The sequence below is a fragment of the Cupriavidus cauae genome (assembly GCF_008632125.1).
GTDB lineage: Bacteria > Pseudomonadota > Gammaproteobacteria > Burkholderiales > Burkholderiaceae > Cupriavidus > Cupriavidus cauae.
Window position 1 is genome coordinate 32,326 of the sequence record NZ_VWRN01000064.1, and the last position, 21,597, is coordinate 53,922.

The window sequence follows — 21,597 nt, forward strand, 5'->3', positions numbered from 1 at the left end:
ATGGCCGCGTCGGAAGGCGGCAGCAAGAGAGTAACGACAGCGAGGCTACCGTCAACTTACCCAAACATTACATTCCGGTAAGGTCTGGGTTACCCACAGAGCGTCTCGGTAGACTACCCCGTATTAGAGCCGGTCCAACAGGCGGGCACATAATCCGAAAGACGAGGGGGAGGGCACGAAGATGAAGCTGCTGGTGGTAGAAGATGAATCCAAGACCGGCGAGTACCTGCGCCAGGGGCTGACCGAGGCAGGATTCGTGGTCGACTTGGTCGCCAACGGGCTGGACGGACAGCACTTGGCGCTTAACGAAGCGTACGACCTGATTATCCTCGACGTCATGCTACCCGATCTCGATGGCTGGCGTATTTTGCAGACGATCCGCGCCGCGGACAACCCGGTTCCGGTGTTATTTCTGACCGCCCGCGACAGCGTGGCCGATCGGGTCAGGGGGTTGGAGTTGGGCGCTGACGACTATCTGGTCAAGCCATTCGCGTTCTCGGAACTACTGGCGCGCGTACGTACGCTATTGCGGCGCGGTACTGTACAGCTAGCGATGGACCGCATTCAGGTGGGCGATCTGGTGCTGGATTTGGGCAGGCGCCGGGCGTCGCGGGCCGGGCGCCGCATCACGCTGACCAGCAAGGAGTTTGCGCTGCTGGAGTTGCTCGCTCGCCGGCGCGGCGAGGTGCTGCCACGCTCGTTGATTGCCTCCCAGGTCTGGGACATGAACTTTGACAGCGATAGCAACGTGATCGATGTGGCCATTCGCCGCTTGCGGGCGAAGATCGACGATGACTTTGATATTAAGCTGATTCAGACCGTGCGCGGCATGGGCTACGTGCTGGAAGCGCCGGAGGAGCAGGCATGACGCATCGCCTGTCCCTGACGATGCGTCTGACCATCCTGTTTTCGCTCTGCTCTGCCGTGGTGCTGCTGGGCTTGGGCGTTCTCATCTGGCTGGCGATGGACCGCCACTTCGCCACCGAGGATTATGTGGTGCTCGGCGACAATATTCGCCTGATCGAAAAGATCGCGCAGGAAACGCCGGCCGAGCGCTTGCCCCAGCGGCTTCGGGAAATGGTCGATCACCATCCTGGCTTCGTCGCGCAGGTGCAGACCGCACAAGGCCACAAGCTGTATGCGACCAAGGACTTCGATTTTGCGATTGCTTTCGAGGCGATTCCGCGCGAATTGGCGCGTGACAATACCTTCGTCTGGCAGCAAGGCGAGCAGGAGTATCGCGGCATGCGCGCGCAGGTTGGTGCGGCTGACCCGCGCATTGCACCTTTGCGCGTCGTGGTCGGCATGGACACGGAAATCCACGCGCACTTCATGCATGCATTTCGTCGTTCGCTGGCCTTCTATACCACATTGGCGGTGCTCGCCAGCGGTCTCTTTGGTTGGTGGGCGGCGCGACGCGGGCTCGCACCCCTGCGCATGATGGCCTCACGCGCCAAGGGCGTCACCGCGAACAAACTGGATGCGCGCATGCCGGTCGAAGCCGTGCCGGTCGAGATGGCAGATCTGGCGATCACGTTAAACGCGATGCTGGAGCGACTGCAGGATGATTTTCGGCGGCTCTCGGAATTCTCCTCCGATTTGGCGCATGAGCTGCGCACGCCCATCACCAACCTGATGACGCAGACGCATGTCGTGCTATCGCAGCCGCGAGATGCCGCCAAATATCGAGAGGTCCTGGCCTCGAATGCCGAGGAATTGCAGCGGCTTGGGCGCATGGTGTCCGATATGCTGTACTTGGCCAAGATGGAGCACGGCATCACACTGCCGAATGAGGAAGCGATCAACGTGGCTGATGAAGTACAGGCGCTGTTCGAATTCTACGACGCGCTGGCAGAGGACAAGGGCGTCAATCTACGGCTTGATGGGCAGGCGAAAATTACCGGCGACCGTCTGATGTTACGCCGAGCGCTCAGCAATCTGCTCTCGAACGCTCTACGCTATACGCCGTCCGGCAAAGAGATCCGGGTCGAGACGCGCGAGCAGGGCGGCAGCACGTCGATCGTAGTCGAGAATGAGGGCGAGGAAATCAGTCCCGAGTTGCTGCCATCGCTATTCGACCGCTTTTTCCGTGCCGACAAATCAAGGACCCGTGCGGAGTCCGAAAGCGTGGGACTGGGTCTCTCCATCACGCAAGCCATCATGTTTGCGCACGGGGGCCAGATTTCGGCGGAATCGTCGGAAGGCACTACGCGCTTCATTTTGACGTTTCCCCGCCAGCGAAACGCCGCCCGGAGCTAGACGGTTGGCCTCCAGCGCGTCGCCGCATAAAAATAGCCACGGCGTTGCGGCGCCGTGGCTAGTGGTCCTTCGGTAAAAGGACCGTTCAACCTATTGATCCGGCATTGTATCTAGAATCTCATGCGGCATCACGAAGCGGTTTGGGCTCGAAACTCGCTTTTGGTCCGCTCGGGCTGTCGTTGACACCTTCACAGGTACATGGACGTCGCCTTGACCAGTTGCAGCTTGGTGCGCGCCGGCGCCAGCGTTGTGACGGCCGGCTTGAGGTCGGCGAAGGCCCTCTCGTCCGGGGTTGAGTTCGGGTCTGTAGCTTGGCCGGTAGAAGACTTCGATTTCGTGCTTGTGCTCGGCCAACCACGCCTTTACGGGCTTGCTGTGATGCACGCGCAGATTGTCCAGGATCAGGTAGACCTTGCGCTTAATACCCTTGACCAGCCGTTTCACGAACTTGATCAGGATGTCGGAATTGAGCGCGCCGTCGAATATCTTCCAGCGCATCGTTCCCTGGTTGGTAACGCTGGAGATGACCGACAAGCCATGGCACTCGTTGTTCGCCCGTACCACCGCCGCCTGGCCTTGCGCAGCATGGCCGCGCATGCGTACGTCGTTGCTGCGCAAGCCGGTCTCATCGCCCCAATGGATCTCGGCGCCTTCTGCCTTGGCGCTCGCTAAAATGACCGGATACTCCTCATCGAGCCACTTCTTCACTGCCGCTGGCGGCTCGTAGGCCTTCTGGATCGGCCTCTGCGGCGTGAAGCCCCAGCGTTCGTGGTAAAGACCTAGGGTGCGTGCAGCGAGTTCGATGCCGTAGCGATCGCGGATCAGTTTTGCCACCGCCTGGCGCTGCCACAGCGGGTACCCCATCTTCATCTGATCGGGCGTACGGTCGCGAATCAGGCGCAGCACTTCACTCTCCTGCTCGGCCGTCAGCGTGCGTCCAATGCCGCGGGGTCGTCCCGGCCGCGTAGTGTCCACCGCCTTCCAGCCGCCCGCTTCATACGCCTTGAATGCCGCACTCACCGTCGCGCGCGTCAGCTCGCACTGCGCCGCCGCCTCGTTCACGCTCACGCCTTGAAGCCGCATTCTCACCGCTCGCCGTCGCCGCTCGTTCAACGCGTCGACCGACAGCGTCCTCGAGTCGATTTTGTCATGCATCATCTGACTAACCCTCTCGAGAACGTCCCCTATTTGTGTGCCGGATCAACAGGTATTCAGGCGGCTTTGCTTAAAACTTATGGCGTAGACCCAGCACGACACCGGTCTGGTTGTCGCCCGGCACGACATTGACCGGCGCGCCACTGCTGGCGTTAAAGCCGTTCAAGCCCAACTGTGAGCCACCTTTGTTACGGACATAGCCGACATTGAAGTACATGTCGGTGCGTTTGGAAAACGCGTAATCGGTCGAGGCCACGAACATCAGCGGATCGGCGCCGGAACCCCGCACATCGGTATAGTACGCTGCGCCGGTGAGCGACAGCGCCGAGGTCAGCTGATAACGCAGGCCTGCCCAATACAAGTTGGAGCGCATTGCGCTTACCGCGCTCGAGATATTTCCGTTGAGCCAACGATATCCGGCATACAGCTTTGCTGGTCCGATCCCATAGCTGATCCCCACTAACGCGCGCCGGTCCTTTTGCCCCTGCGATGCAACGGTTGACCCCTGGTACTCGTCGTACAGGGCGCCCAGGGAAAGCGGTCCAGTCGAATACACCAGACCCGCACTCATCTCCCGGTCCACCTTCAGCTCGCCGGGGACTTCGCCGCCGCCAGTGCGGCCGAAGCTGTACAGTGCCATGGCGGTCACGCCGCCAAACGTGCCCTTGTACTTGACGGAATTGTCCGCGCGACCGGCAATGGTATCGTCGCTCTTGAAAAGCGAGTATCGCGGCGCGAAACCCATCGGATCAAACTGAATGGCGGTGTCGTATAGCACCGTGGTCTGGCGACCAAGGGTCAGCTGACCATATGGGCTGGACAGCCCGACCAGTGCGCCCCGGTCAAATAACCGGCCGGCGCTACTCGACTGCGCGGTATCAAGGGCGAAGCCGCTCTCCAGTTCGAACACCGCTTTGAGGCCACCGCCGAGATCTTCCGTACCCCGCAAGCCCCAACGCGAGGTCGACATATTGCCGGCCGACATGCGCACCTGGTTGGTGCCGCCGCTCGACGATGGCACATTCGATAAATATTCGATGCCGACATCGGCGACGCCGTATAGCGTGACACTCGTCTGCGCATAAGCCCCCAATGACAGCGACCCCAGCAGCATGCCAGCGGCGGTCATCTTTCTTCTTTTCATAGCGTCTCCAGTTCGCCACGTTATTGGTATTCGATAGGCACTGAAGTCTAGTGAGACCAAGCTTACTGCGACATTGCAAGCCGGTTACATTGTTGGGGCGGATGCAACTTGTGCAGCGCGCAGCGGTCGCCCATTCCCACGGAGTTAGCAGGCATGCGCTCGCGCTGGGCTAATGGGAAGTAGACGACAGGAGAGTGCGCGATGGCGGGATGATGTCTTGTCATGTTCTCGTAATCTCTGTGACAGACCGGCCGCCCTAGAATCAATCGCGTTGCCGCCTTGGGTCAACAGGAGCGCCCCGTTCTTTCCAGGTGCCAGGTGGCATGCCGCGTCATGATGCTGGCCGTCAGATCCCACGAAGACAGCCTGCGTCCAGTTCTTTTTTAGGGAGACTTCGATTGAATCTGATCCGAACCGGCTTATCGGCGTTGCTTGTTAGTCTTAGCGCTTCTGCGTTGGCGCACGCCCCCATTTTGGATCTTGATCGGGGTCCTGCCGCTTTCGTGCCCGGTGGCCTGGCCGAGCCGCGCCCTACGGAGTGGCTGATCGACGTCGGGGCGCGGGTCAACGCGACCTGGCGCCGAACACTTGGTGCGGGGGAGGGGTGTGTGCTGGTTTTGGACAATCCCCGCAACGAGCCAGCCGAGGTCACCGTAGTGATTTCCCAGGATGACGCCGGACACGCGATGCCCGGAACGCGCCCGGTATCGCTGCGCATCCCTGCTCATGGTCGCCATGCCCTGACACTGCAGGCCTCTCGGTCGCTTAGCGTGTCCGTGTACGCTGAGAAATAATGCAGCGCTCGCTCATCGCTCGGGCCGCGTGGGTGACGCTGAGCATGGCAAGCGGCCCGGACGGGCTCCGAGCAAGGGCACTGCACGGCGCCCGCTTGCTCAGAGCCCGTGTCAGGTCGCCCGCTTAGCCGCCTTCGCGGTGACCTTTGATGAGGGCGTCGTCCAGACGGAACACCTCATTGCCCTTCATCAGGATCTTGCTACCGTCTTTGGTCTCCATGACCTTGCCTTCTGGCATGCTGACGGACTTGCCGTACTTGTTCTCCAGGCCCATCTTGCCGTCTTTGAAAACGTGGACTTTTGATCCGTCTTTGAGCTCATAGGTTTTCACGACCGTGCTCAAATCGGTCGCGGCGGCAGTAAGCGATACCGCGGCAATCAGGCTTGCAACGACAAGTTTGCTTTTCATCTTCGAGATCTCCTTTGGCTCGGTGGCACAGGTTGAGACTGCGTTGGCACACGCGGAAAGCGCGTACCGAAAAAGGGGGAACGTCTAGACTATTGCGGTGGCGCCGGTCGGGGCTGGCCGCAGTCACGGTTTTGTCGCTTCGCCTCTCGCGACGGCTTAGATTTGGCAGTATTCGATGGCGCCGCGGCGCCGTTGCCGTGCTTGAATAAGCGGTGCCGGGGGTTCACGGCAAGCGCATACTGCGGGGTTTCCTTGTCCCGCTGCGCTGTACAGTCCAGCGACCTGCTTTCCCATTCATGGTCCACGGCAGGCCACATCGCGGGCGCGGCAGGAGCCGGCACGCCACCGCACTGCAGCCACCAGTTACTGCTGAGCTCTTGCCTGGGCTCCCAGCCGATTTGAATGGCGCCAATCGCACCGGGCGCGATGCCCATTGCCGCGCCACCGAGCAGGACCAGCAGCTTTCCGGCTTTCATGGGTCCTTTCCTGAGTTGGCCGGCGACGTGTGCCACGCGCGCCAGCATGGCACGCGGAGAGGACGCAGACTAATGCCCCATCAAACGGGGCCCCCCTATGGCTGCTTGCACGTGCGTCATAATGACCATTCTATTTTCCCGCGCGCGGCCTTCGCAGGCGTGATACGAAATGTAATCGCACAGTAAGTTGGCGGTTAACCAGCAGCGGGCTTGAACCTGGCCGGCGTCTCAAATGGGTTCAGAACCAGATTCGCACGCCGGCAACGATTTGCTTGTCGGTGGTCCGCTCTCCGGCAGCACGCGCAAAATCCGCGGTATTGCCCAGCTTCTTGCCCCACACCACGCCTAGGTAGGGGGCGAACTGGCGACGGATCTCGTATCGCAGTCGCAAGCCAAGCTTGAACTCGGACACGCCGCTGCCAATGCCTCGCGCCTCATCTGCCTTGCTATAGGCGTTCGCCTCGAACTCCGGCGTCAACAGCAGACGTTGGGTGAAGCGAATATCGTAGGTAGCCCGCACTCGGGCGGCAGCGCGTCCCGACGACCCCAGATAAGCCGTGGCTTCGATATCAAACCAATAAGGCGCCAGGCCTTGCACGCCAAAGGCGCCCCAGGTCCGCGGCGGCCCATTGCCGAAATCCTGGCGCACGCCCAGTTGCCAATCCCAGAACGGCGCAAAGGCGTGTCCCCACAGTGCCTCAGCTCTGGCATCCTCTGTGTTGCCATACAGACGCGTGCCTTCCGACTTGACCCATAACCGGTTCAGATCCCGTCCTACCCAGGCGAGCATGTCCCAGGCCAGTCCAGAGCCGCCGGGTGCCTTGACGTACTCGAGGCGATCGAATAGCACCTGATAGTAGATATCGTTATCGGCCATCGTATCCCCAGGCATGGGAATGCCTCGGTTCGGATCTGCCATCGGCACCGGGGCCTCATTCACCTGGATGATCGCATTCGCGCCGCCGGGCACTGAGGCAGATTCTGTCGGACTGACTGCGGGATGGCTTGGCGCTGGCTTCCCGGCTGGAGCTGCGGTCTTTGGTGGCATCGGGGCATCGTGCGCCATGCCTGGCATCGGCGTATCGTGTGTCATACTTGGCATCGGCGCCATCGTCTGCGCCGCCACGCTGTGGCACTGCACGCTGGCCAAGAGAGCCAGGCTTGCGAGAAGGATGAGACGGTGGTTGGGCACGTCAATCTCCCTGGCGTTGGCGAGGTTCAACCCGCTCATGCGACCACGACCTTGCGGAACATGCCGGCTTCCATGTGGTAAAGCAAGTGACAATGAAAGGCCCATTGTCCCGGCGCATCGGCCGTCACCAGGAAGCTGACTTGTTTGGACGGCTGGACGTTGATCGTGTGCTTTCTGACCAGCGCCTGGCCTTCGTGATTTTCCAGCTCGCTGAACATCCCGTGCAGGTGCATCGGGTGGTTCATCATGGTGTCGTTGATCAGCGTGATGCGCAGGCGCTCCCCGTAGTAGAGCCGGATCGGTTCGGCTTGGGAAAACTTCTTGCCGTCGAGGCCCCAGATGAAACGGCGCATATTGCCGGTCAAGTGCAGTTCCAACTCCCGGCTGGGCGGGCGCTTGTCGATCACCGGGCCGAGCGTTTTAAGGTCCGCGTAGGTCAACACTCGCCTGCCGTTGTTGCGCAGTCTTGGCCCCGGATCCGACAGCGAGCGGGAAGGGTTCATCGAGCGCATGTCGACCTGTGGCCCCATGCCAGGCATATTGCCCATCTTGCCCATGTCATGCCCCATCTCGCCACCGGTTTTCTGCATCCCCGGCTTCGCGTCGGACTTGCCGTGGTCCATGCCGGCCATTCCGGCATGGGCGTCCTTCGCTGGCCCGGACATGGTCGACATGTCATGCCCCCCCATGCCCCCCATGGCGCCCATGCCCGCCTCCGGCGTCATTGGTTGCATCGTGGGTGCGCCACCCATGGACTCCATCCCCATGCGATCCATGGCCATGGATGGTTTCTGATCCATCTTCATGGCCCCCATTTCCATGCTGCCCATATCCATGTCCGCCATGTCGCCCATGCCCATATCGGCCATGGTGAGCCAGGTCTTCGGATCGAGCTTGGGCACGTCGGCTTCCATCCCGACTTCCGGTGCAAGTGTCGCCCTGGCGTAGCCGCTGCGATCGATCGACTGAGCAAAGATGGTGTGCGCCTTATCGTCCGGCATCTGCACCACTACGTCGTAAGTCTCGGCGACGGCAATGCGGATTTCATCCACCGGTACCGGTTCGACATCCTGCCCATCAGCCGATACCACCGTCATCTTCACGCCGGGAATTCGGACGTCAAAGTTGCTGGTCGCCGAGCCGTTGATAAAGCGCAACCGCACGCGCTCCCCGGCTTTAGCGATCGCTGTCCAATTTTTATCTGCGGGCGTGCCGTTGATCAGGTAGGTAAAAGTGGCTCCCGAAACATCGGCCAAATCGGTCGGATTCATTCGCATCTGGTTCCACATCGCGCGCTTAGCCAAGGCCTCGGACAGCCCCATTTCGGACACATCTCGGGCAAAGTCGCCCACCGTCGGCATCTGAAAGTTATAGACGTCGCTCATCTTCTTGAGCTTCGCGAACACCATTTCCGGGTTTTCATCCGTCCATTCGCTGAGCATCACGACATAGTCGCGATCGACCTTGATCGGGTCTGGATGCATTGGCTCGATGACCAGCGGTCCGTACAAGCCGGTCTGCTCCTGAAAACGGGTATGCGCGTGGTACCAATAGGTGCCGGCTTGCCGCACTTGAAAGCGATACACGAACGTCTCGCCCGGCCCGATGCCGGGAAAGGAGATACCGGGCACGCCGTCCATCTGAAACGGCAGCAAGATGCCGTGCCAGTGAATCGATGTTTGGGTATCGAGCAAGTTGGTCACGCGCAGCGTGACCTCGGTGCCTTGCTTCCAATGCAGAATCGGCGCGGGGATGGAGCCGTTCACACTGGTGGTAGGCCGGATACGGCCGGTAAACGACATGGGCGTCGCGCCAATGGCCAGGTCAAACGTGGTCCCTGTCAGCACGACCGGATAGCCTTGGCTCTTCAAGGCCCAAACGGCGCGTGGATACGCGCCCAGGCTCGCCAAGCCGCCTCCGGCGATCAGACTTCCCAGCAGTCGGCGGCGGCTCAGTGAGACGGGGCGAAGCATGGCATCGCTAGGGCGTTCGAACACGTTGTCTCCTCGCGCAATGGTGAAACGTCCACTTAGCATAGTGCGCGCCACGTCGAAGCAAAAGCTCCTTTAGCGTCATCAGCCTGGCCAAAACATGTGCTGTCACCGGTTTCGTCATCGTCGCGTAATGCTCCTGTAAGGCAGTCGCTCCCATGCTGTCGTCTGCTTCCTGTGGCGCGCGAATTGCTCTCAATTTGGCGGCGTCTCGCAACGCTGGTCGAATTTCTTTAGGAGCTTTGCCATGCCACATGAAAACTATCTATCTTGTATTGAAGCCTGTCACGCCTGCACAGTCGCCTGTCATCACTGTGCTGCGTCTTGTCTGCGTGAGCCAGAGGTTGAGGCCATGAAACGCTGCATCGCACTCGACCTGGACTGTGCCGAAACATGTGCCTATGCCGCGGCGATGATGGCGCGCGACAGCCAGTACGCGCGCGCGATATGCGCGCTGTGCGCGAAGGTCTGTGAAGAGTGTGGGACGGAGTGCGCCAAGCACGAAGCGCAGCATTGCCAAGAGTGCGCACGTGCCTGTCAGGAGTGCGCGCAGGTCTGTCGCGCCATGGCGTAGATCCAGGTAGCCCAACGACTCGATCTTGGACGGCAACGCGCGGCTCGGGTGGTGAAGCCATGGCACGCCGCGAACTTGAGCCGTGTAACGGCAGGCATAGCGCGTTGTAGTTCTTTCCCGCGCTAGCGCCAGATGTAAGCCAGGATCCCGACCTCGGCAACGCGTGTTGCCAGCGTGGCGAGGGTCAAGGAGACGGAGTGTTCACCAACCCCAGGTATCCGCCCATTGCCGACTATGCCGTCATTGGCAACACGCATAGCGTGGCGTTGGTGAGCACGTCGGGATCCATCGACTGGTGCTGTATGCCGCACTTTGACGCCGGCGCCGTATTTTGCAGATTGCTCGATGCTAACCGAGGAGGCTACTTTCAAATCCGGCCGACGGGTCGTGCGATCAGTTCGCGCTATTACCGGGTCCCAGGGGGCGTACTGGAAACCATGTTTGAAGCCAGCGGCGGGATCCTTCGCCTGACCGACTTCATGCATAGCGAGCGTCTCGCACGCAGTCGGCTGGACCATGACTCACCCGAGTGCCATCGGCTGTTGCGGCGCATTGAGGCGACCGTTGGCGAGGTGAGGGTGGAACTAGTGTTCAGTCCGAGCTTTGACTATGCGCGCAAGCCCCACCAATGGGAAGTCGGTTCGCATGGCGTGACCGCTGTATGCGAACACCAACGTCTCAGCCTGGTATGTTCGCCGCCGCTGCCGCTGGCGACCGAAGCGCACCGCGCCAAAGGCGTGGCCATCGTGCGGCCCGGCGCGCCGCTGTGGGCGATTGCGTCCTTCCAACAAGACGGGCCGGACCGGCCTGTGCACGACCCCCAGGCGGTCCTTGATGAGACCCTACGACATTGGGGCGAGTGGCAGCAGCAATGCACCTATCGCGGTCCCTTCGAACGAGAAGTGCGCACCAGCGCCTGTGTTCTCAAGTTGCTGACGTTTGGCCCGACCGGAGCACTGGTGGCGGCGCCAACCACCTCGCTGCCGGAGTGGATCGGTAGCAGCCGCAATTGGGACTATCGGTTTTGTTGGCTGCGCGACTCGGCCATGGTGCTGCGCGCGTTGATGGCGCTGGGCCATCACGAGGCCGCAATGGACTTCTTTCGTTGGATCGAGCGATTTTGCGATCTCAAACGACTGCAGATCATGTACCGGATCGATGGCAGCCCGAACCTGCCTGAGCAGGAGCTTCGCCATCTTGACGGGTACCGTGCGTCCCGTCCGGTGCGTATCGGCAATGCGGCGGCGGAACAGGTGCAACTGGATGTCTATGGGCATGTCCTCGACGCGGCCTGGGTGTGCCAACAGGGCATGCCAATGACACTGTCCGCCCCAATGCGGCGCGTGCTCGCCCGGCTAGCCGACGCCGCCGCGGCGCGCTGGCGTGAGCCGGACCAAGGATTCTGGGAAACGCGCGGGGTGCCCCAGCATTTCGTATCATCCAAGCTGATGTGCTGGGTCGCGTTGGACCGTGCCATTGCGCTGGCACAGGCTGGGCAACTCGACGGAAACGTTGCTGTCTGGAAGCTCGAACGGGACGCGCTGCGTCGCGTCATCGAGGGGCAGGGGTTTCACCACGGGACTGGCGCGTTCACGCAAAGTTTCGGATCGCCAGCTTTGGATGCGAGCGCGCTACTGATCCCGCTGACCGGCTTTCTCCCCCCAACTGACGCGCGCGTGAAAGCAACCGTGGCCCGCATTCAGCGGGATCTCACCAAGGATTCGCTGGTCTATCGGTACCGCATCCACGATGGCGTGCCAGGAGAAGAGGCGACCCTCGCCATCTGCAGCTTCTGGCTGGTACAAGTCCTGGCCCGACAAGGCCGGGCCAAGGAGGCGATCAAACTCTTTCGGCACATCTGCTCGTTTGCCAGCGATCTCGGCTTATTCGCGGAAGAGATCGACCCGGATAGCAAGGCGCTGCTGGGCAACTATCCGCAAGGCTATACCCATCTGGCACTGATCCAGGCTGCGCTGGACATTCAGCAAGCGCAGCAACGCGGGGAGGCCTGAATGCATCCGCCCAACGTTGTTGTCGTCACCGGTGGCACCGCAGGCGTGGGGCTCGCTGCCGTGCGGGCCTTTGCGCAGCGCGGGGACTGGATCGCAATCCTGGCAAGAGAGCCGGATCGCCTGGCCCGGGTCTGTAGCGAATTGCGCGACCTGGGGATCCTGGCGCTGGGCATCCCCGTCGATGTCGCCGATGCCCAGCAGGTGGAGGCAGCAGCGTCGCGCATTGAGCTCGAACTGGGACTGATCACGATTTGGGTGAACAATGTCTCGACGACCGTGTTTGCGCCGGTCGCCGAAACAACGGCGGCCGAGTATCGCCGCGTCACGGAAGTGGTCTATCTGGGCGCGGTGCATGGCACGTTGGCCGCGCTGAAACGCATGTCGGCGCGCAATCATGGCTGTATTGTGCAGACCGGCTCGGCGCTGGCCTATCGGTCCATCCCGCTACAGTCAGCATACTGTGGGGCGAAGGCGGCGATCCGTGGCTTTACCGATTCCCTGCGTTCGGAACTCGTTCACGATCATTCGTCGGTGAGACTGACGATGGTGCATTTATCGGCGTTCAATACGCCGCAATTCGATTGGTGCCGCAGCAAGTTGCCACGCCGTGCCCAACCAGTGCCGCCAATATTCCAGCCGGAAATCGCCGGCGAGGCCATTGTCTGGGCAGCCACGCACGGCCCTCGCGAGGTATGGGTGGGCTGGCCAGCCGCCAAAACCATTCTGTCCAGTCGATTTTTCCCAGGCCTGGGTGATCGTGTGGCGGCCAGACAGGCCTATGAGGCACAGCAGACCCAGGAACCCGCCCACCCCGATCGGGCCGATAACCTGTTTGTACCGGTCGTGGGCTTGTTTGCAGCACATGGCCGCTTTGACAATCAAGCGAAGTCAACCAGTGCGCAGTGGTGGATCTGCGTGCATCGCTGGCAAGTGTCCGCAGCGATCGGTGTGGCCGCCGTGGCTGGCCTGCTCGGTCTCTTCATGATAGTCAGATAACACCCCGGCAAGGAGTCGGCGTTGGCACATAGCACGGACACGATTTTGGTAGTGGGGGCAGGATCGCTGCTCGGCCGCGCCGTAGTGGCGCGCCTGTTGCAGCAATACCGTGTGGTCGCGCTCGATGGCGAAGACCTTGCCGCAGCGTTCCCCAGTGCGCTAGCGCTTCGCATCGACGCGACACGTGAAAAAGATATGGCGCAGGCATTCGATGCGGTGATAGCCGGTCACGGCGAGCTTATAACGTCGGTCGTCTATGTGGTCAGCGAGATGGAAGACGCGCCCAATGCGGACGGCAGCGTGCAGCGGATCGCGGCGGAACTCGACCTTGTCGGCAACCTGCAACGCATCATTGTTGAATTGCTGCGGTGCGCGGTGGGTCAATTCGTGCTGGCCGGCACCTTGCTAGTCCATGCCCCGTCGCAACCCGGCAATCCGATCAATGAAGCCTCGCCCATCGATCCCAAATCGCCATTGCGGGCGATGATGATCAGGGCGGAGCACCTGCTCCAGCACGAACTCGGCGCCGTACCGCGGTTGATGCTGCGGCTCGCGCCGCTCTACGACGATCTCGGTCATAACGCTTTCCTGGTGCAGCAGATCGCGGCAAGCTACGAGTCCAGCCTTGTCGCCCGGGCCGACGCACATCCGGACACCGCCCATGTGTTCCTGCACGTCGATGACGCGGCAGCGGCGGTCGCGCACGCTGTCGCAGCGCGCGGCCAGTTGCCTTGCAAGTTGTCGTTAGTGCTTGCCGAGGAGGAGGCAGTGACACCAAGGCAACTGCGGGCAGCAATTTTGCACGCACTGGATGGCCCGGGCGAAGCGATGCGGCCGCAGGCCGGCGTCGGGGCGCGCCTTTACTCACGCTGCCAGCATGCGCGAAATGTCGGTGACGCCTCTGACCCGGAACTGCGATGCCTGGCAAGCGATCATTATGAAGTGGACAGCGCCAGCGCGCGCGAGAGGCTAAATTGGCGGCCTGAGCGCCGAATTCTAGAAACGATGCCTCGCATCATCGCGGCGCTGAAGCAGGACCCGGTCAGTTGGTATCGCGCTAACCGGCTAAACACGGCCATCATCGCCGACCATCACCCCGTGGTGCGACACGGCAGCGTGACCGTCAAGGGCGCGCCGGAAATCAGCGGCTCCGCCGCTAAGCACGAGCACGAGCACGAGCACGAGCACGAGCACGAGCACGCGCAGCATATGCGCGACGCCCATTACAGCCTGTTATGGGCGCATTATCTCAACATCTTGCTTGGTGCCTGGTTACTCACAAGCCCTTTTGTCTTGGGCGCCTTTGATACTCGGGAGTTTGGCACGCTGGTAATGCAAGTGACCGCAGAACGCGGTCTTGCGCCCCCTGCGTTGCGCATGACGTGGCTGGGCTGGAGCGACATGGCCAGCGGCAGCCTGATCATGGGCTTCGCCACATTGTCTCTTTCGCGTCGCTTTTCATGGGCGCAGTGGGGCAACGCCTGTGTCGGGCTCTGGTTGCTGTTCGCGCCACTGGTGTTCTGGGCGCCGTCCCCGGCCGTCTACAACAACGATGTGATCGTCGGCGGCTTCCTCATCGCCTTTGCCATCCTCGTACCCATGATGCCAGGCATGAGCATGGCGTCGATGAAGGACCAGTCCGATCTGCCGGTCGGGTGGACGTACTCGCCGTCCACCTATTTGCAGCGGCTGCCCATTATCGGGCTGGCCCTGTTCGGGTTCCTGATCGCACGCCAGCTCACGGCGTATCAACTCGGCCATGCGGCGGCGGTTTGGGAGCCGTTCTTTTCTCCTGACGCGCAAAAAAACGGGACGGAAACCATTATTACCTCCGCCGTGTCCCGGTCCTGGCCGATTCCGGACGGTGGCCTTGGCGCGGTCAGTTATCTGCTGGAGGTGTTGATGGGCGCGATGGGTGGGCGCCAGCGTTGGCGCACCATGCCTTGGATGGTGGCGGCATTTGGGATCGTCGTCGTGCCCCTTGGCGTGGTGAGCATCTATTTCATCATTATCCAGCCAATCGTGATCGGGACCTGGTGCACGTTGTGCCTGATCGCTGCGGGCGCAATGACGCTGATGATCCCTTATACGTTGGATGAACTGGTTGCAATGGGTCAGTTTCTGGGACAAGCGCATCGGCGCGGCGAGCCGGTACTTCGCCTCTTCTTCGTGGGCGGCGCCTCGCCAGGAAGCCAGCGCGACCGGCGTCCCGGTTTCGATAGCGCATTGTCCGACGCGATGGCGTCGGCGTTGCGTGGTGTGCAATGGCCCTGGACACTGGTTGCGTGTGTCGGAGTTGGCATCGCGCTGATGTTCACGCGCCTGTTGTTTGGCACCATTCCGCCGTTAGCGGACAGCGATCATTTGATCGGTGCGCTCGTAATTGTTGTCGCTGTGGCCGCGCTCGCAGAGGTAGCAAGGTTACTGCGCTGGATCAATGTCGGCTTTGGCGCTTGGTTGGTCATCGCACCGTGGGTGCTCAGCGGCGGAAATTCCGCGGCGGCGGCATTTGGGGCCGTCGCAGGGCTTGCGTTGATCGGATTGAGCCTGCCGCGCGGCTGGCGCAGCCGGGAGCACTATGGTAGCTGGGTCGGCTCATTCGGTAGCGGAATGCGGCGAACTGGCGGCGGAGTCGCCGCCAGTTTGACCGTCGGCCAGCGTGCCTTTGTTATCGGACCTCGCCTTCATGCATCATGCCTAACAATCATCTAGCCATCATTAACCTCTCCCGCCTTGACATCCTGATTGCGTCGCTTCAGGCAAACGCCGCCTTGCAACGTCGCCGACTTGTGCGCAGTCGGCCAGCAGCAGCGAAGGACGGCCGGGCGCAAAACTTGCTGGAAGTACAACTCGCAGCGCTCACCGCCCTACGGGCGATACGCTTTAATCTAGTAGAGTCGGCACCAGCGCCACGCAATGTTGATGGCGCCGCAATATTTGATCAGGCCGCACGGCGGCAGTCTGGCTGCCATCGATACGATCCGGACGATGAACGTCAACGATGTGCGCAAAGTCCCGGCCGACGCGCCGACCTCCTTCATCAAGAAGCGCTGGGAGCCACTGGTACGCACCAAGAACGGCATCGATCGTCGCTACTATGAGCTGTGCGCGCTGTCCGAACTCAGAAACCGCCTGCGCTCCGGCGACATCTGGGTCCAGGGCTCGCGCCAGTTCAAGGATTTCGATGAGTACCTGCTGCCCGCCGAGAAATTCGTCGCACTCAGACAGAGCCGCTTGCTGCCCCTGCCCATCGCCACCGATTGCGAGCGCTACTTGAGCGAGCGGCGCGGGCTGCTTGAACTGAAGCTGGCCACCGCCAACCGGTTGGCCGCCGCCAACAAGCTGCCGGACGCGATCATCACTCAGTCGGGCCTGAAGATCTCGCCGCTCGATGCGGCCGTCCCGATGGAAGCGCAGACCCTGATCGATCAGACCGCGCTCATGCTGCCGCGCGTCAAGATTACGGAACTGCTGATGGAAGTCGACGGCTGGACCGGCTTTACCCGGCATTTCACGCACCTGAAGACCAGTGAGCCTGCCGCCGACAAGACGCTGCTGCTCACGACCATTCTTGCCGACGCCATTAACCTCGGGCTAACGAAGATGGCGGAATCCTGCCCGGGCACCAGTTACGCCAAGCTCTCCTGGCTGCAGGCCTGGCATATTCGGGACGAGACCTATGCTCAGGGCCTGGCGGATCTGGTCAACGCGCAGTCCGCCCATGCGTTCGCTGCCCATTGGGGCGATGGCAGCACCTCATCGTCGGATGGCCAGCGATTCAAGGCGGGCGGCCGTGCCGAAAGCACCGGCCACGTCAACCCAAAGTATGGCTCGGAGCCCGGCCGGATGATCTACACGCACATCTCGGATCAGTACGCGCCGTATCACTCCAAGCTGGTGAACGTCGGCGTCCGTGACTCCACCTATGTGCTCGACGGCCTGCTGTACCACGAGTCGGACCTGCGGGTCCAGGAGCACTACACGGACACCAACGGCTTCACGGACCACGTCTTCGCCCTGATGCATCTGCTCGGGTTCCGGTTCTCCCCGCGCATTCGCGACCTCGCGGACTCAAGGCTGTACATCCCCGGCAATCCTGACGACTATCCGGCATTGGCCCCTATGATCGGCGGCGCGTACAAAGAGAGACTGATTCGCACGCACTGGGACGAGGTGCTGCGCCTCGCGACGTCGATCCGGCAGGGCACGGTCACCGCCTCGCTGATGCTGCGCAAGCTCGGCAGCTACCCGCGACAGAACGGACTGGCGGTCGCCCTCCGCGAGCTCGGCCGCATCGAGCGGACGATATTCACCTTGGACTGGCTGCAGGACCTGGAACTGCGTCGGCGCTCCCATGCGGGGCTCAACAAGGGGGAAGCGCGCAACGCCTTGGCACGGTCCGTGTTCTTCTACCGGCTTGGCGAGATCCGCGATCGCAACTTCGAACAGCAGCGCTACCGTGCCAGCGGACTGAACCTGGTCACCGCGGCCATCGTCCTGTGGAACACGGTCTACCTTGAACGTGCCGTGCAGGCGCTGGTGGAGCGCGGCATGCCCATCGATCCGTCCCTGTTTTCGTACCTGTCGCCGCTCGGCTGGGAACACATCAACCTGACCGGCGACTACGTGTGGCGTCAGAGCCAAAAGCTCCAAGATGGAAAATTCCGCCCGCTGCGATCGCTTCCGGAGGTGCGTTGGCCTAGCGCTGCCTGAACCCGCAATTCACCGGCGTTACGACTTCACGACCGTTCTCGGGCAGGGCCAACACCGGCATGGCACTTACACGGCGCCACATTGTCGTATCCAACCACTGGGCCGCCCCTCGTTGGCCAAGCCGAGGGCGTCGTAGAGGAATGTACGACTGGATCTTACAGCACAAGCGCGCCTTGCAAGCGCTGCGCCCGCTGGTGCCGCTTTGTCCCCCCGACGATGTCTGACTCGACTAGGTCGCTTGCCCCTCGATACGGGGCATATGAGGCTGGCTGCGCCGAAGCCGTACAAAAGAAGCCGGAACGAACTGGGGCAGCGTAGCCCGCGTCCACTACGTCCTTTGGCGCACTTATCCCGCTTGCAGCGCTGCGATCAGCGGGCAGGATACGTTACCCTGGCTGGCATGACAGGCGCCCACCAGTTCGGACAGCACGGCCTCCATGCGTCTCAGGTCGGCCAGCTTTGCGCGCACGTCATTGAGCTTGCGCTCGGCTAGGCTGCTCGCTTCCTCGCAATGGGTGCCGTCCTCCAGGCGAAGCAGTTCACCGATTTCTTCCAGACTGAATCCCAGCCGCTGCGCCGATTTCATGAAGCGCACCCGGACCACATCCGTTTCGCCATAGCGACGAATCCCGCCGGCGGGCTTATCTGGCTCTGGCAGCAGCCCCTTGCGCTGGTAGAACCGGATCGTTTCCACGTTGACACCAGCCGCCTTGGCGAAGGCGCCGATGGTCAGGCTCTCCAATCCGCTCCGCATATCGCTTGACTCCGTACATAAGTACGGAAGTAAGGTTACGCTATCCCTACCTACTAAGAAAGGAAAAACGCATGTCACGACTGCAAGCCGGGCGCCGTGCGCTCTTTGCCGGTGGCATCGCCGCAATCCTCGCCTCCACCTGCTGCTTGGGGCCGCTGCTCCTGATCGCGCTCGGTTTCAGCGGGGCCTGGATCGGGAATTTAACGGCGCTGGAGCCATATCGGCCGCTGTTTCTCGGCACCGCAGTGCTGGCTCTGTTCGTCGCCTGGCGGCGCGTTTTACGCCCGGCGCAAGTCTGCAAGCCGGGCGAGGCCTGCGCTATCCCGCGGGTACGCGCCACCTACAAGCTCATTTTCTGGGTCGTCGCCCTGCTGGTTCTGGTTGCGCTCGGCTTTCCCTACGTGATGCCATGGTTCTACTGATCAGGAGTTCGCCATGAAGAAGCTGTTTGCCGCCCTCGCTCTCGCCGCCGTTGCTCCGGCGTGGGCCGCCATGCAAGCCGTCACGCTGTCCGTGCCGGGCATGACTTGCGAAACCTGCCCGATCACGGTCAAAAAGGCGCTCTCCAAGGTCGACGGCGTGACCAAGACCGAAGTGAGCTTCGAGAAGCGCCAGGCCGTCGTCACCTTCGACGATGCCAAGACCAGCGTGCAGAAACTGACCAAGGCGACCGAGGACGCGGGCTATCCGTCCAGCGTCAAGCGGTAAGCCCCGGATCGAACATGGGAGTGACCGCATGGGACGGATCACGCGCGTGACCAACAAGGCAGGGGCGCTCGGCGGTATCGTCTCGGCGATGGGTTGCGCGAGTTGCTTTCCCGCCATCGCCGGCTTGGGCGCGGCTATTGGCCTAGGCTTCCTGAGCCAGTACGAAGGGCTGTTCATTAGCGTTCTGCTGCGGGTGTTCGCTGGTATCGCGCTACTCGCCAATGCGACTGCCTGGTTTAGCCATCGGCAGTGGCAACGGACCGCACTCGGCGTGATCGGCCCACTCCTGGTACTGACGGCGGTGTATTTGACGGTTGGCCGGCGCAGCGAGGCGCTGCTCTATGTCGGCCTGAGTTTCATGGTCGGCGTATCGATCTGGGACTTCATCTCGCCGGCAAAGCGCTGCGGGGCACCGAACGCCTGTGAACCCCCGGTCAAGCGCGGCTGACCGCATTGGCCGCTGCCGAAGTGAACATTGGAACTGTGGTATGACCCACTTGAAGATTACTGGAATGACCTGCGACTCGTGCGCCGTCCACGTCAAGGATGCCTTGGAGAAGGTGCCGGGCGTGCGGTCTGCGGTCGTGTCCTACCCGAAGGGGACGGCGCAAATCGCCGCCGAACCCGGCACGTCGCCAGATGCGCTGACTGGCGCCGTGGCCGGACTCGGCTACCGGGCCATGCTCGCCGAGGCCCCGCCGGCGGAAAAGCGCGGCAGCCTGCTCGACAAGGCGTTCGGCTGGCTGGGCCGCGGTGAGAAATCCGCAGGCGAAGGCTGCGGGCTTCGCATCGCCGTCATCGGCAGCGGCGGCGCCGCGATGGCGGCGGCCCTCAAGGCCGTCGAGCAAGGCGCCGAGGTGACCCTGATCGAGCGCGGCACCATCGGCGGCACCTGCGTCAACGTTGGCTGTGTGCCGTCCAAGATCATGATCCGCGCGGCCCACATTGCCCATCTACGCCGCGCAAGCCCGTTCGACGGGGGCATCCAGGCCACGCCACCGGCGATCCTGCGCGAGCGCCTGCTCGCCCAGCAGCAGGGGCGTGTCGATGAGCTGCGCCACGCCAAGTACGAGGGCATCCTCGCGAGCACGCCGGCCATCACGGTGCTGCGCGGCGAGGCCTGCTTCCAGAACGGACACACCTTGAGCGTGCGCCTGGCCGAAGGCGGCGAGCGCGAGGTGGCGTTTGACCGCTGCCTGATCGCTACTGGTGCCAGTCCGGCTGTGCCGCCGATCCCCGGTCTGAAGGACACCCCGTACTGGACCTCGAACGAGGCGCTGGCCAGCAACATCCTTCCTAAGCGGCTGGCCGTGATCGGCTCGTCGGTGGTGGCCGTGGAGCTGGCGCAGGCCTTCGCCCGGCTCGGCAGTCAGGTCACGATCCTGGCCCGCAGCACGCTGTTCTTCCGCGAGGATCCGGCCATCGGCGAGGCCGTCACGGCCGCCTTCCGTGTCGAGGACATCACGGTGCTGGAACACACGCAGGCCAGCCAAGTGGCCTACGCGAACGGCGAATTCGTGCTCACTACCGGGCACGGCGAAATCCGCGCCGACCAGTTGCTGATCGCCACCGGCCGCGCGCCGAACACGCGTGAGCTGGCACTGGAGGCGGCGGGGGTGACGGTCAACGCGCAGGGCGCCATCGTCATCGACAACGGCATGCGAACCACCGCGCAACACATCTACGCCGCCGGCGACTGCACCGACCAGCCGCAGTTCGTTTACGTGGCCGCGGCGGCCGGCACCCGCGCGGCGATTAATATGACCGGAGGCGATGCCGCGCTTGATCTGAGCGCCGTGCCGGCGGTCGTGTTCACCGACCCGCAGGTCGCCACCGTGGGCTACAGCGAGGCGGAAGCGCACCACGACGGCATCGAGACCGATAGCCGCCTGCTCACGCTCGACAATGTGCCGCGCGCGTTGGCCAACTTCGACACGCGCGGCTTCATCAAGCTGGTTGCCGAGGCAGGATCGGACCGCCTGATCGGCGTGCAGGCGGTGGCGCCTGAAGCGGGTGAGCTGATCCAGACGGCGGCGCTGGCGATCCGGGCGCGGATGACCGTGCAAGAGCTGGCCGACCACTTGTTCCCATACCTGACGATGGTCGAGGGGCTGAAGCTCGCGGCGCAGACCTTTGCCAAGGACGTCACGCAACTGTCTTGCTGTGCGGGTTGAGAAAAAGCCAACCGTCTGGAACTCGGCGATGGCCAAGCTGGCCAACTGGAATACCGCCCTCGAACTGTTCCGCGGGGACTACCGGGTGCCGCTGGTGCCCTCGAAGTCTGCGGCCTACCTGGCGGTGTCAATCGAGCTGACCGCCCCAGCTCTGCTGTTGCTGGGACTAGCGACCCGCGCCGTGGGGATGGTCCTGCTCGGCATGACGGCGGTGATCGGCGTCCCCTTGATTTCGGTGCAATTTAC

At 62.3% G+C, this 21,597-nt stretch carries 16 protein-coding genes and 3 pseudogenes; 12 read left to right on the forward strand and 7 right to left on the reverse strand.

Annotation, left to right across the window (positions count from 1 at the left end):
• Positions 1-181: 181 nt before the first annotated feature.
• Together F1599_RS22960 and F1599_RS22965 are read left to right on the forward strand one after the other, a co-directional pair.
• Positions 182-868 (forward strand): heavy metal response regulator transcription factor, encoded by a 687-nt coding sequence (locus F1599_RS22960; protein WP_053821777.1) that lies wholly within the window; start codon positions 182-184, stop codon positions 866-868.
• Entirely contained in the window at positions 865-2,259 is a 1,395-nt protein-coding gene (locus tag F1599_RS22965; RefSeq protein ID WP_053821778.1) for a heavy metal sensor histidine kinase, read from the forward strand. Before F1599_RS22960 ends, F1599_RS22965 begins: the two co-directional genes overlap by 4 nt.
• A gap of 118 nt (positions 2,260-2,377) precedes the next feature.
• Here F1599_RS22965 and F1599_RS22970 read toward each other — a convergent pair.
• The 6 genes and pseudogenes from F1599_RS22970 to F1599_RS22995 form a co-directional block, all read right to left on the reverse strand.
• A pseudogene (locus tag F1599_RS22970) lies at positions 2,378-3,414 on the reverse strand (IS630 family transposase).
• 70 nt (positions 3,415-3,484) lie between these two features.
• Positions 3,485-4,558, reverse strand: a complete 1,074-nt coding sequence (locus F1599_RS22975; RefSeq protein WP_053821779.1) for a porin — start codon at positions 4,556-4,558, stop codon at positions 3,485-3,487.
• 918 nt (positions 4,559-5,476) lie between these two features.
• Positions 5,477-5,761, reverse strand: a complete 285-nt coding sequence (gene copK / locus F1599_RS22980) for a periplasmic Cu(I)/Cu(II)-binding protein CopK (RefSeq protein WP_150084674.1) — start codon at positions 5,759-5,761, stop codon at positions 5,477-5,479.
• Positions 5,762-5,850: 89 nt separating this feature from the next.
• Positions 5,851-6,237, reverse strand: a complete 387-nt coding sequence (locus tag F1599_RS22985) for a hypothetical protein (protein WP_144200242.1) — start codon at positions 6,235-6,237, stop codon at positions 5,851-5,853.
• A gap of 238 nt (positions 6,238-6,475) precedes the next feature.
• Positions 6,476-7,468 (reverse strand): copper resistance protein B, encoded by a 993-nt coding sequence (locus F1599_RS22990; RefSeq protein ID WP_223819835.1) that lies wholly within the window; start codon positions 7,466-7,468, stop codon positions 6,476-6,478.
• Entirely contained in the window at positions 7,465-9,402 is a 1,938-nt protein-coding gene (locus F1599_RS22995; protein WP_053821781.1) for a copper resistance system multicopper oxidase, read from the reverse strand. The genes F1599_RS22990 and F1599_RS22995 overlap by 4 nt, the downstream gene beginning before the upstream one ends.
• A gap of 265 nt (positions 9,403-9,667) precedes the next feature.
• Here F1599_RS22995 and F1599_RS23000 point away from each other — a divergent pair, with 265 nt between their 5' ends.
• The 5 genes and pseudogenes from F1599_RS23000 to F1599_RS23020 form a co-directional block, all read left to right on the forward strand.
• A complete protein-coding gene (locus F1599_RS23000; protein WP_062799392.1) occupies positions 9,668-9,994 on the forward strand; it encodes a four-helix bundle copper-binding protein in 327 nt (108 codons plus the stop codon).
• A gap of 197 nt (positions 9,995-10,191) precedes the next feature.
• Positions 10,192-12,006, forward strand: a complete 1,815-nt coding sequence (locus tag F1599_RS23005; RefSeq protein ID WP_053821782.1) for a glycoside hydrolase family 15 protein — start codon at positions 10,192-10,194, stop codon at positions 12,004-12,006.
• Entirely contained in the window at positions 12,007-13,002 is a 996-nt protein-coding gene (locus tag F1599_RS23010) for an SDR family oxidoreductase (RefSeq protein WP_053821783.1), read from the forward strand.
• Positions 13,003-13,023: 21 nt separating this feature from the next.
• The gene (locus F1599_RS26560; protein WP_116359820.1) at positions 13,024-15,714 is read left to right on the forward strand and encodes a vitamin K epoxide reductase family protein; all 2,691 of its coding nucleotides are present in this window, start codon (positions 13,024-13,026) and stop codon (positions 15,712-15,714) included.
• Positions 15,715-15,963: 249 nt separating this feature from the next.
• Positions 15,964-17,715: pseudogene (locus tag F1599_RS23020) on the forward strand (Tn3 family transposase); the annotation flags it as partial.
• A 346-nt stretch (positions 17,716-18,061) separates the two neighbouring features.
• Here the strand turns inward: F1599_RS23020 and merR are convergent.
• Complete coding sequence (gene merR, locus F1599_RS23025; RefSeq protein WP_062799388.1) at positions 18,062-18,469, reverse strand: Hg(II)-responsive transcriptional regulator; 408 nt, start codon at positions 18,467-18,469, stop codon at positions 18,062-18,064.
• A gap of 71 nt (positions 18,470-18,540) precedes the next feature.
• On the opposite strand from merR, the gene merT reads away from it, so the two are divergent.
• The 5 genes and pseudogenes from merT to F1599_RS23050 all read left to right on the forward strand — a co-directional run.
• Positions 18,541-18,891: a mercuric ion transporter MerT gene (gene merT / locus F1599_RS23030; protein WP_062799386.1), complete on the forward strand. Its 351-nt coding sequence runs from the start codon at positions 18,541-18,543 to the stop codon at positions 18,889-18,891.
• 13 nt (positions 18,892-18,904) lie between these two features.
• Positions 18,905-19,177 (forward strand): mercury resistance system periplasmic binding protein MerP, encoded by a 273-nt coding sequence (gene merP / locus F1599_RS23035; protein WP_062799383.1) that lies wholly within the window; start codon positions 18,905-18,907, stop codon positions 19,175-19,177.
• A gap of 28 nt (positions 19,178-19,205) precedes the next feature.
• Entirely contained in the window at positions 19,206-19,625 is a 420-nt protein-coding gene (merC, locus tag F1599_RS23040) for an organomercurial transporter MerC (RefSeq protein WP_062799381.1), read from the forward strand.
• 40 nt (positions 19,626-19,665) lie between these two features.
• Positions 19,666-21,351 (forward strand): mercury(II) reductase, encoded by a 1,686-nt coding sequence (gene merA, locus F1599_RS23045; protein WP_062799379.1) that lies wholly within the window; start codon positions 19,666-19,668, stop codon positions 21,349-21,351.
• Positions 21,311-21,574, forward strand: a pseudogene (locus tag F1599_RS23050) (DoxX family membrane protein); the annotation flags it as partial. The gene merA and the pseudogene F1599_RS23050, both read left to right, overlap by 41 nt.
• Positions 21,575-21,597 lie beyond the last annotated feature (23 nt).

Coding starts and splice junctions, on each gene's coding strand:
- copK (WP_150084674.1), bottom strand. CDS start 5,761: ATGAAAAGCAAACTTGTCGTTGCAAGCCTGATTGCCGCGGTATCGCTT.
- F1599_RS22965 (WP_053821778.1), top strand. CDS start 865: ATGACGCATCGCCTGTCCCTGACGATGCGTCTGACCATCCTGTTTTCG.
- F1599_RS22960 (WP_053821777.1), top strand. CDS start 182: ATGAAGCTGCTGGTGGTAGAAGATGAATCCAAGACCGGCGAGTACCTG.
- F1599_RS22985 (WP_144200242.1), bottom strand. CDS start 6,237: ATGAAAGCCGGAAAGCTGCTGGTCCTGCTCGGTGGCGCGGCAATGGGC.
- merR (WP_062799388.1), bottom strand. CDS start 18,469: ATGCGGAGCGGATTGGAGAGCCTGACCATCGGCGCCTTCGCCAAGGCG.
- merC (WP_062799381.1), top strand. CDS start 19,206: ATGGGACGGATCACGCGCGTGACCAACAAGGCAGGGGCGCTCGGCGGT.
- F1599_RS23000 (WP_062799392.1), top strand. CDS start 9,668: ATGCCACATGAAAACTATCTATCTTGTATTGAAGCCTGTCACGCCTGC.
- F1599_RS23010 (WP_053821783.1), top strand. CDS start 12,007: ATGCATCCGCCCAACGTTGTTGTCGTCACCGGTGGCACCGCAGGCGTG.
- F1599_RS22990 (WP_223819835.1), bottom strand. CDS start 7,468: ATGAGCGGGTTGAACCTCGCCAACGCCAGGGAGATTGACGTGCCCAAC.
- F1599_RS22975 (WP_053821779.1), bottom strand. CDS start 4,558: ATGAAAAGAAGAAAGATGACCGCCGCTGGCATGCTGCTGGGGTCGCTG.
- F1599_RS22995 (WP_053821781.1), bottom strand. CDS start 9,402: ATGCTTCGCCCCGTCTCACTGAGCCGCCGCCGACTGCTGGGAAGTCTG.
- merA (WP_062799379.1), top strand. CDS start 19,666: ATGACCCACTTGAAGATTACTGGAATGACCTGCGACTCGTGCGCCGTC.
- merP (WP_062799383.1), top strand. CDS start 18,905: ATGAAGAAGCTGTTTGCCGCCCTCGCTCTCGCCGCCGTTGCTCCGGCG.
- merT (WP_062799386.1), top strand. CDS start 18,541: ATGTCACGACTGCAAGCCGGGCGCCGTGCGCTCTTTGCCGGTGGCATC.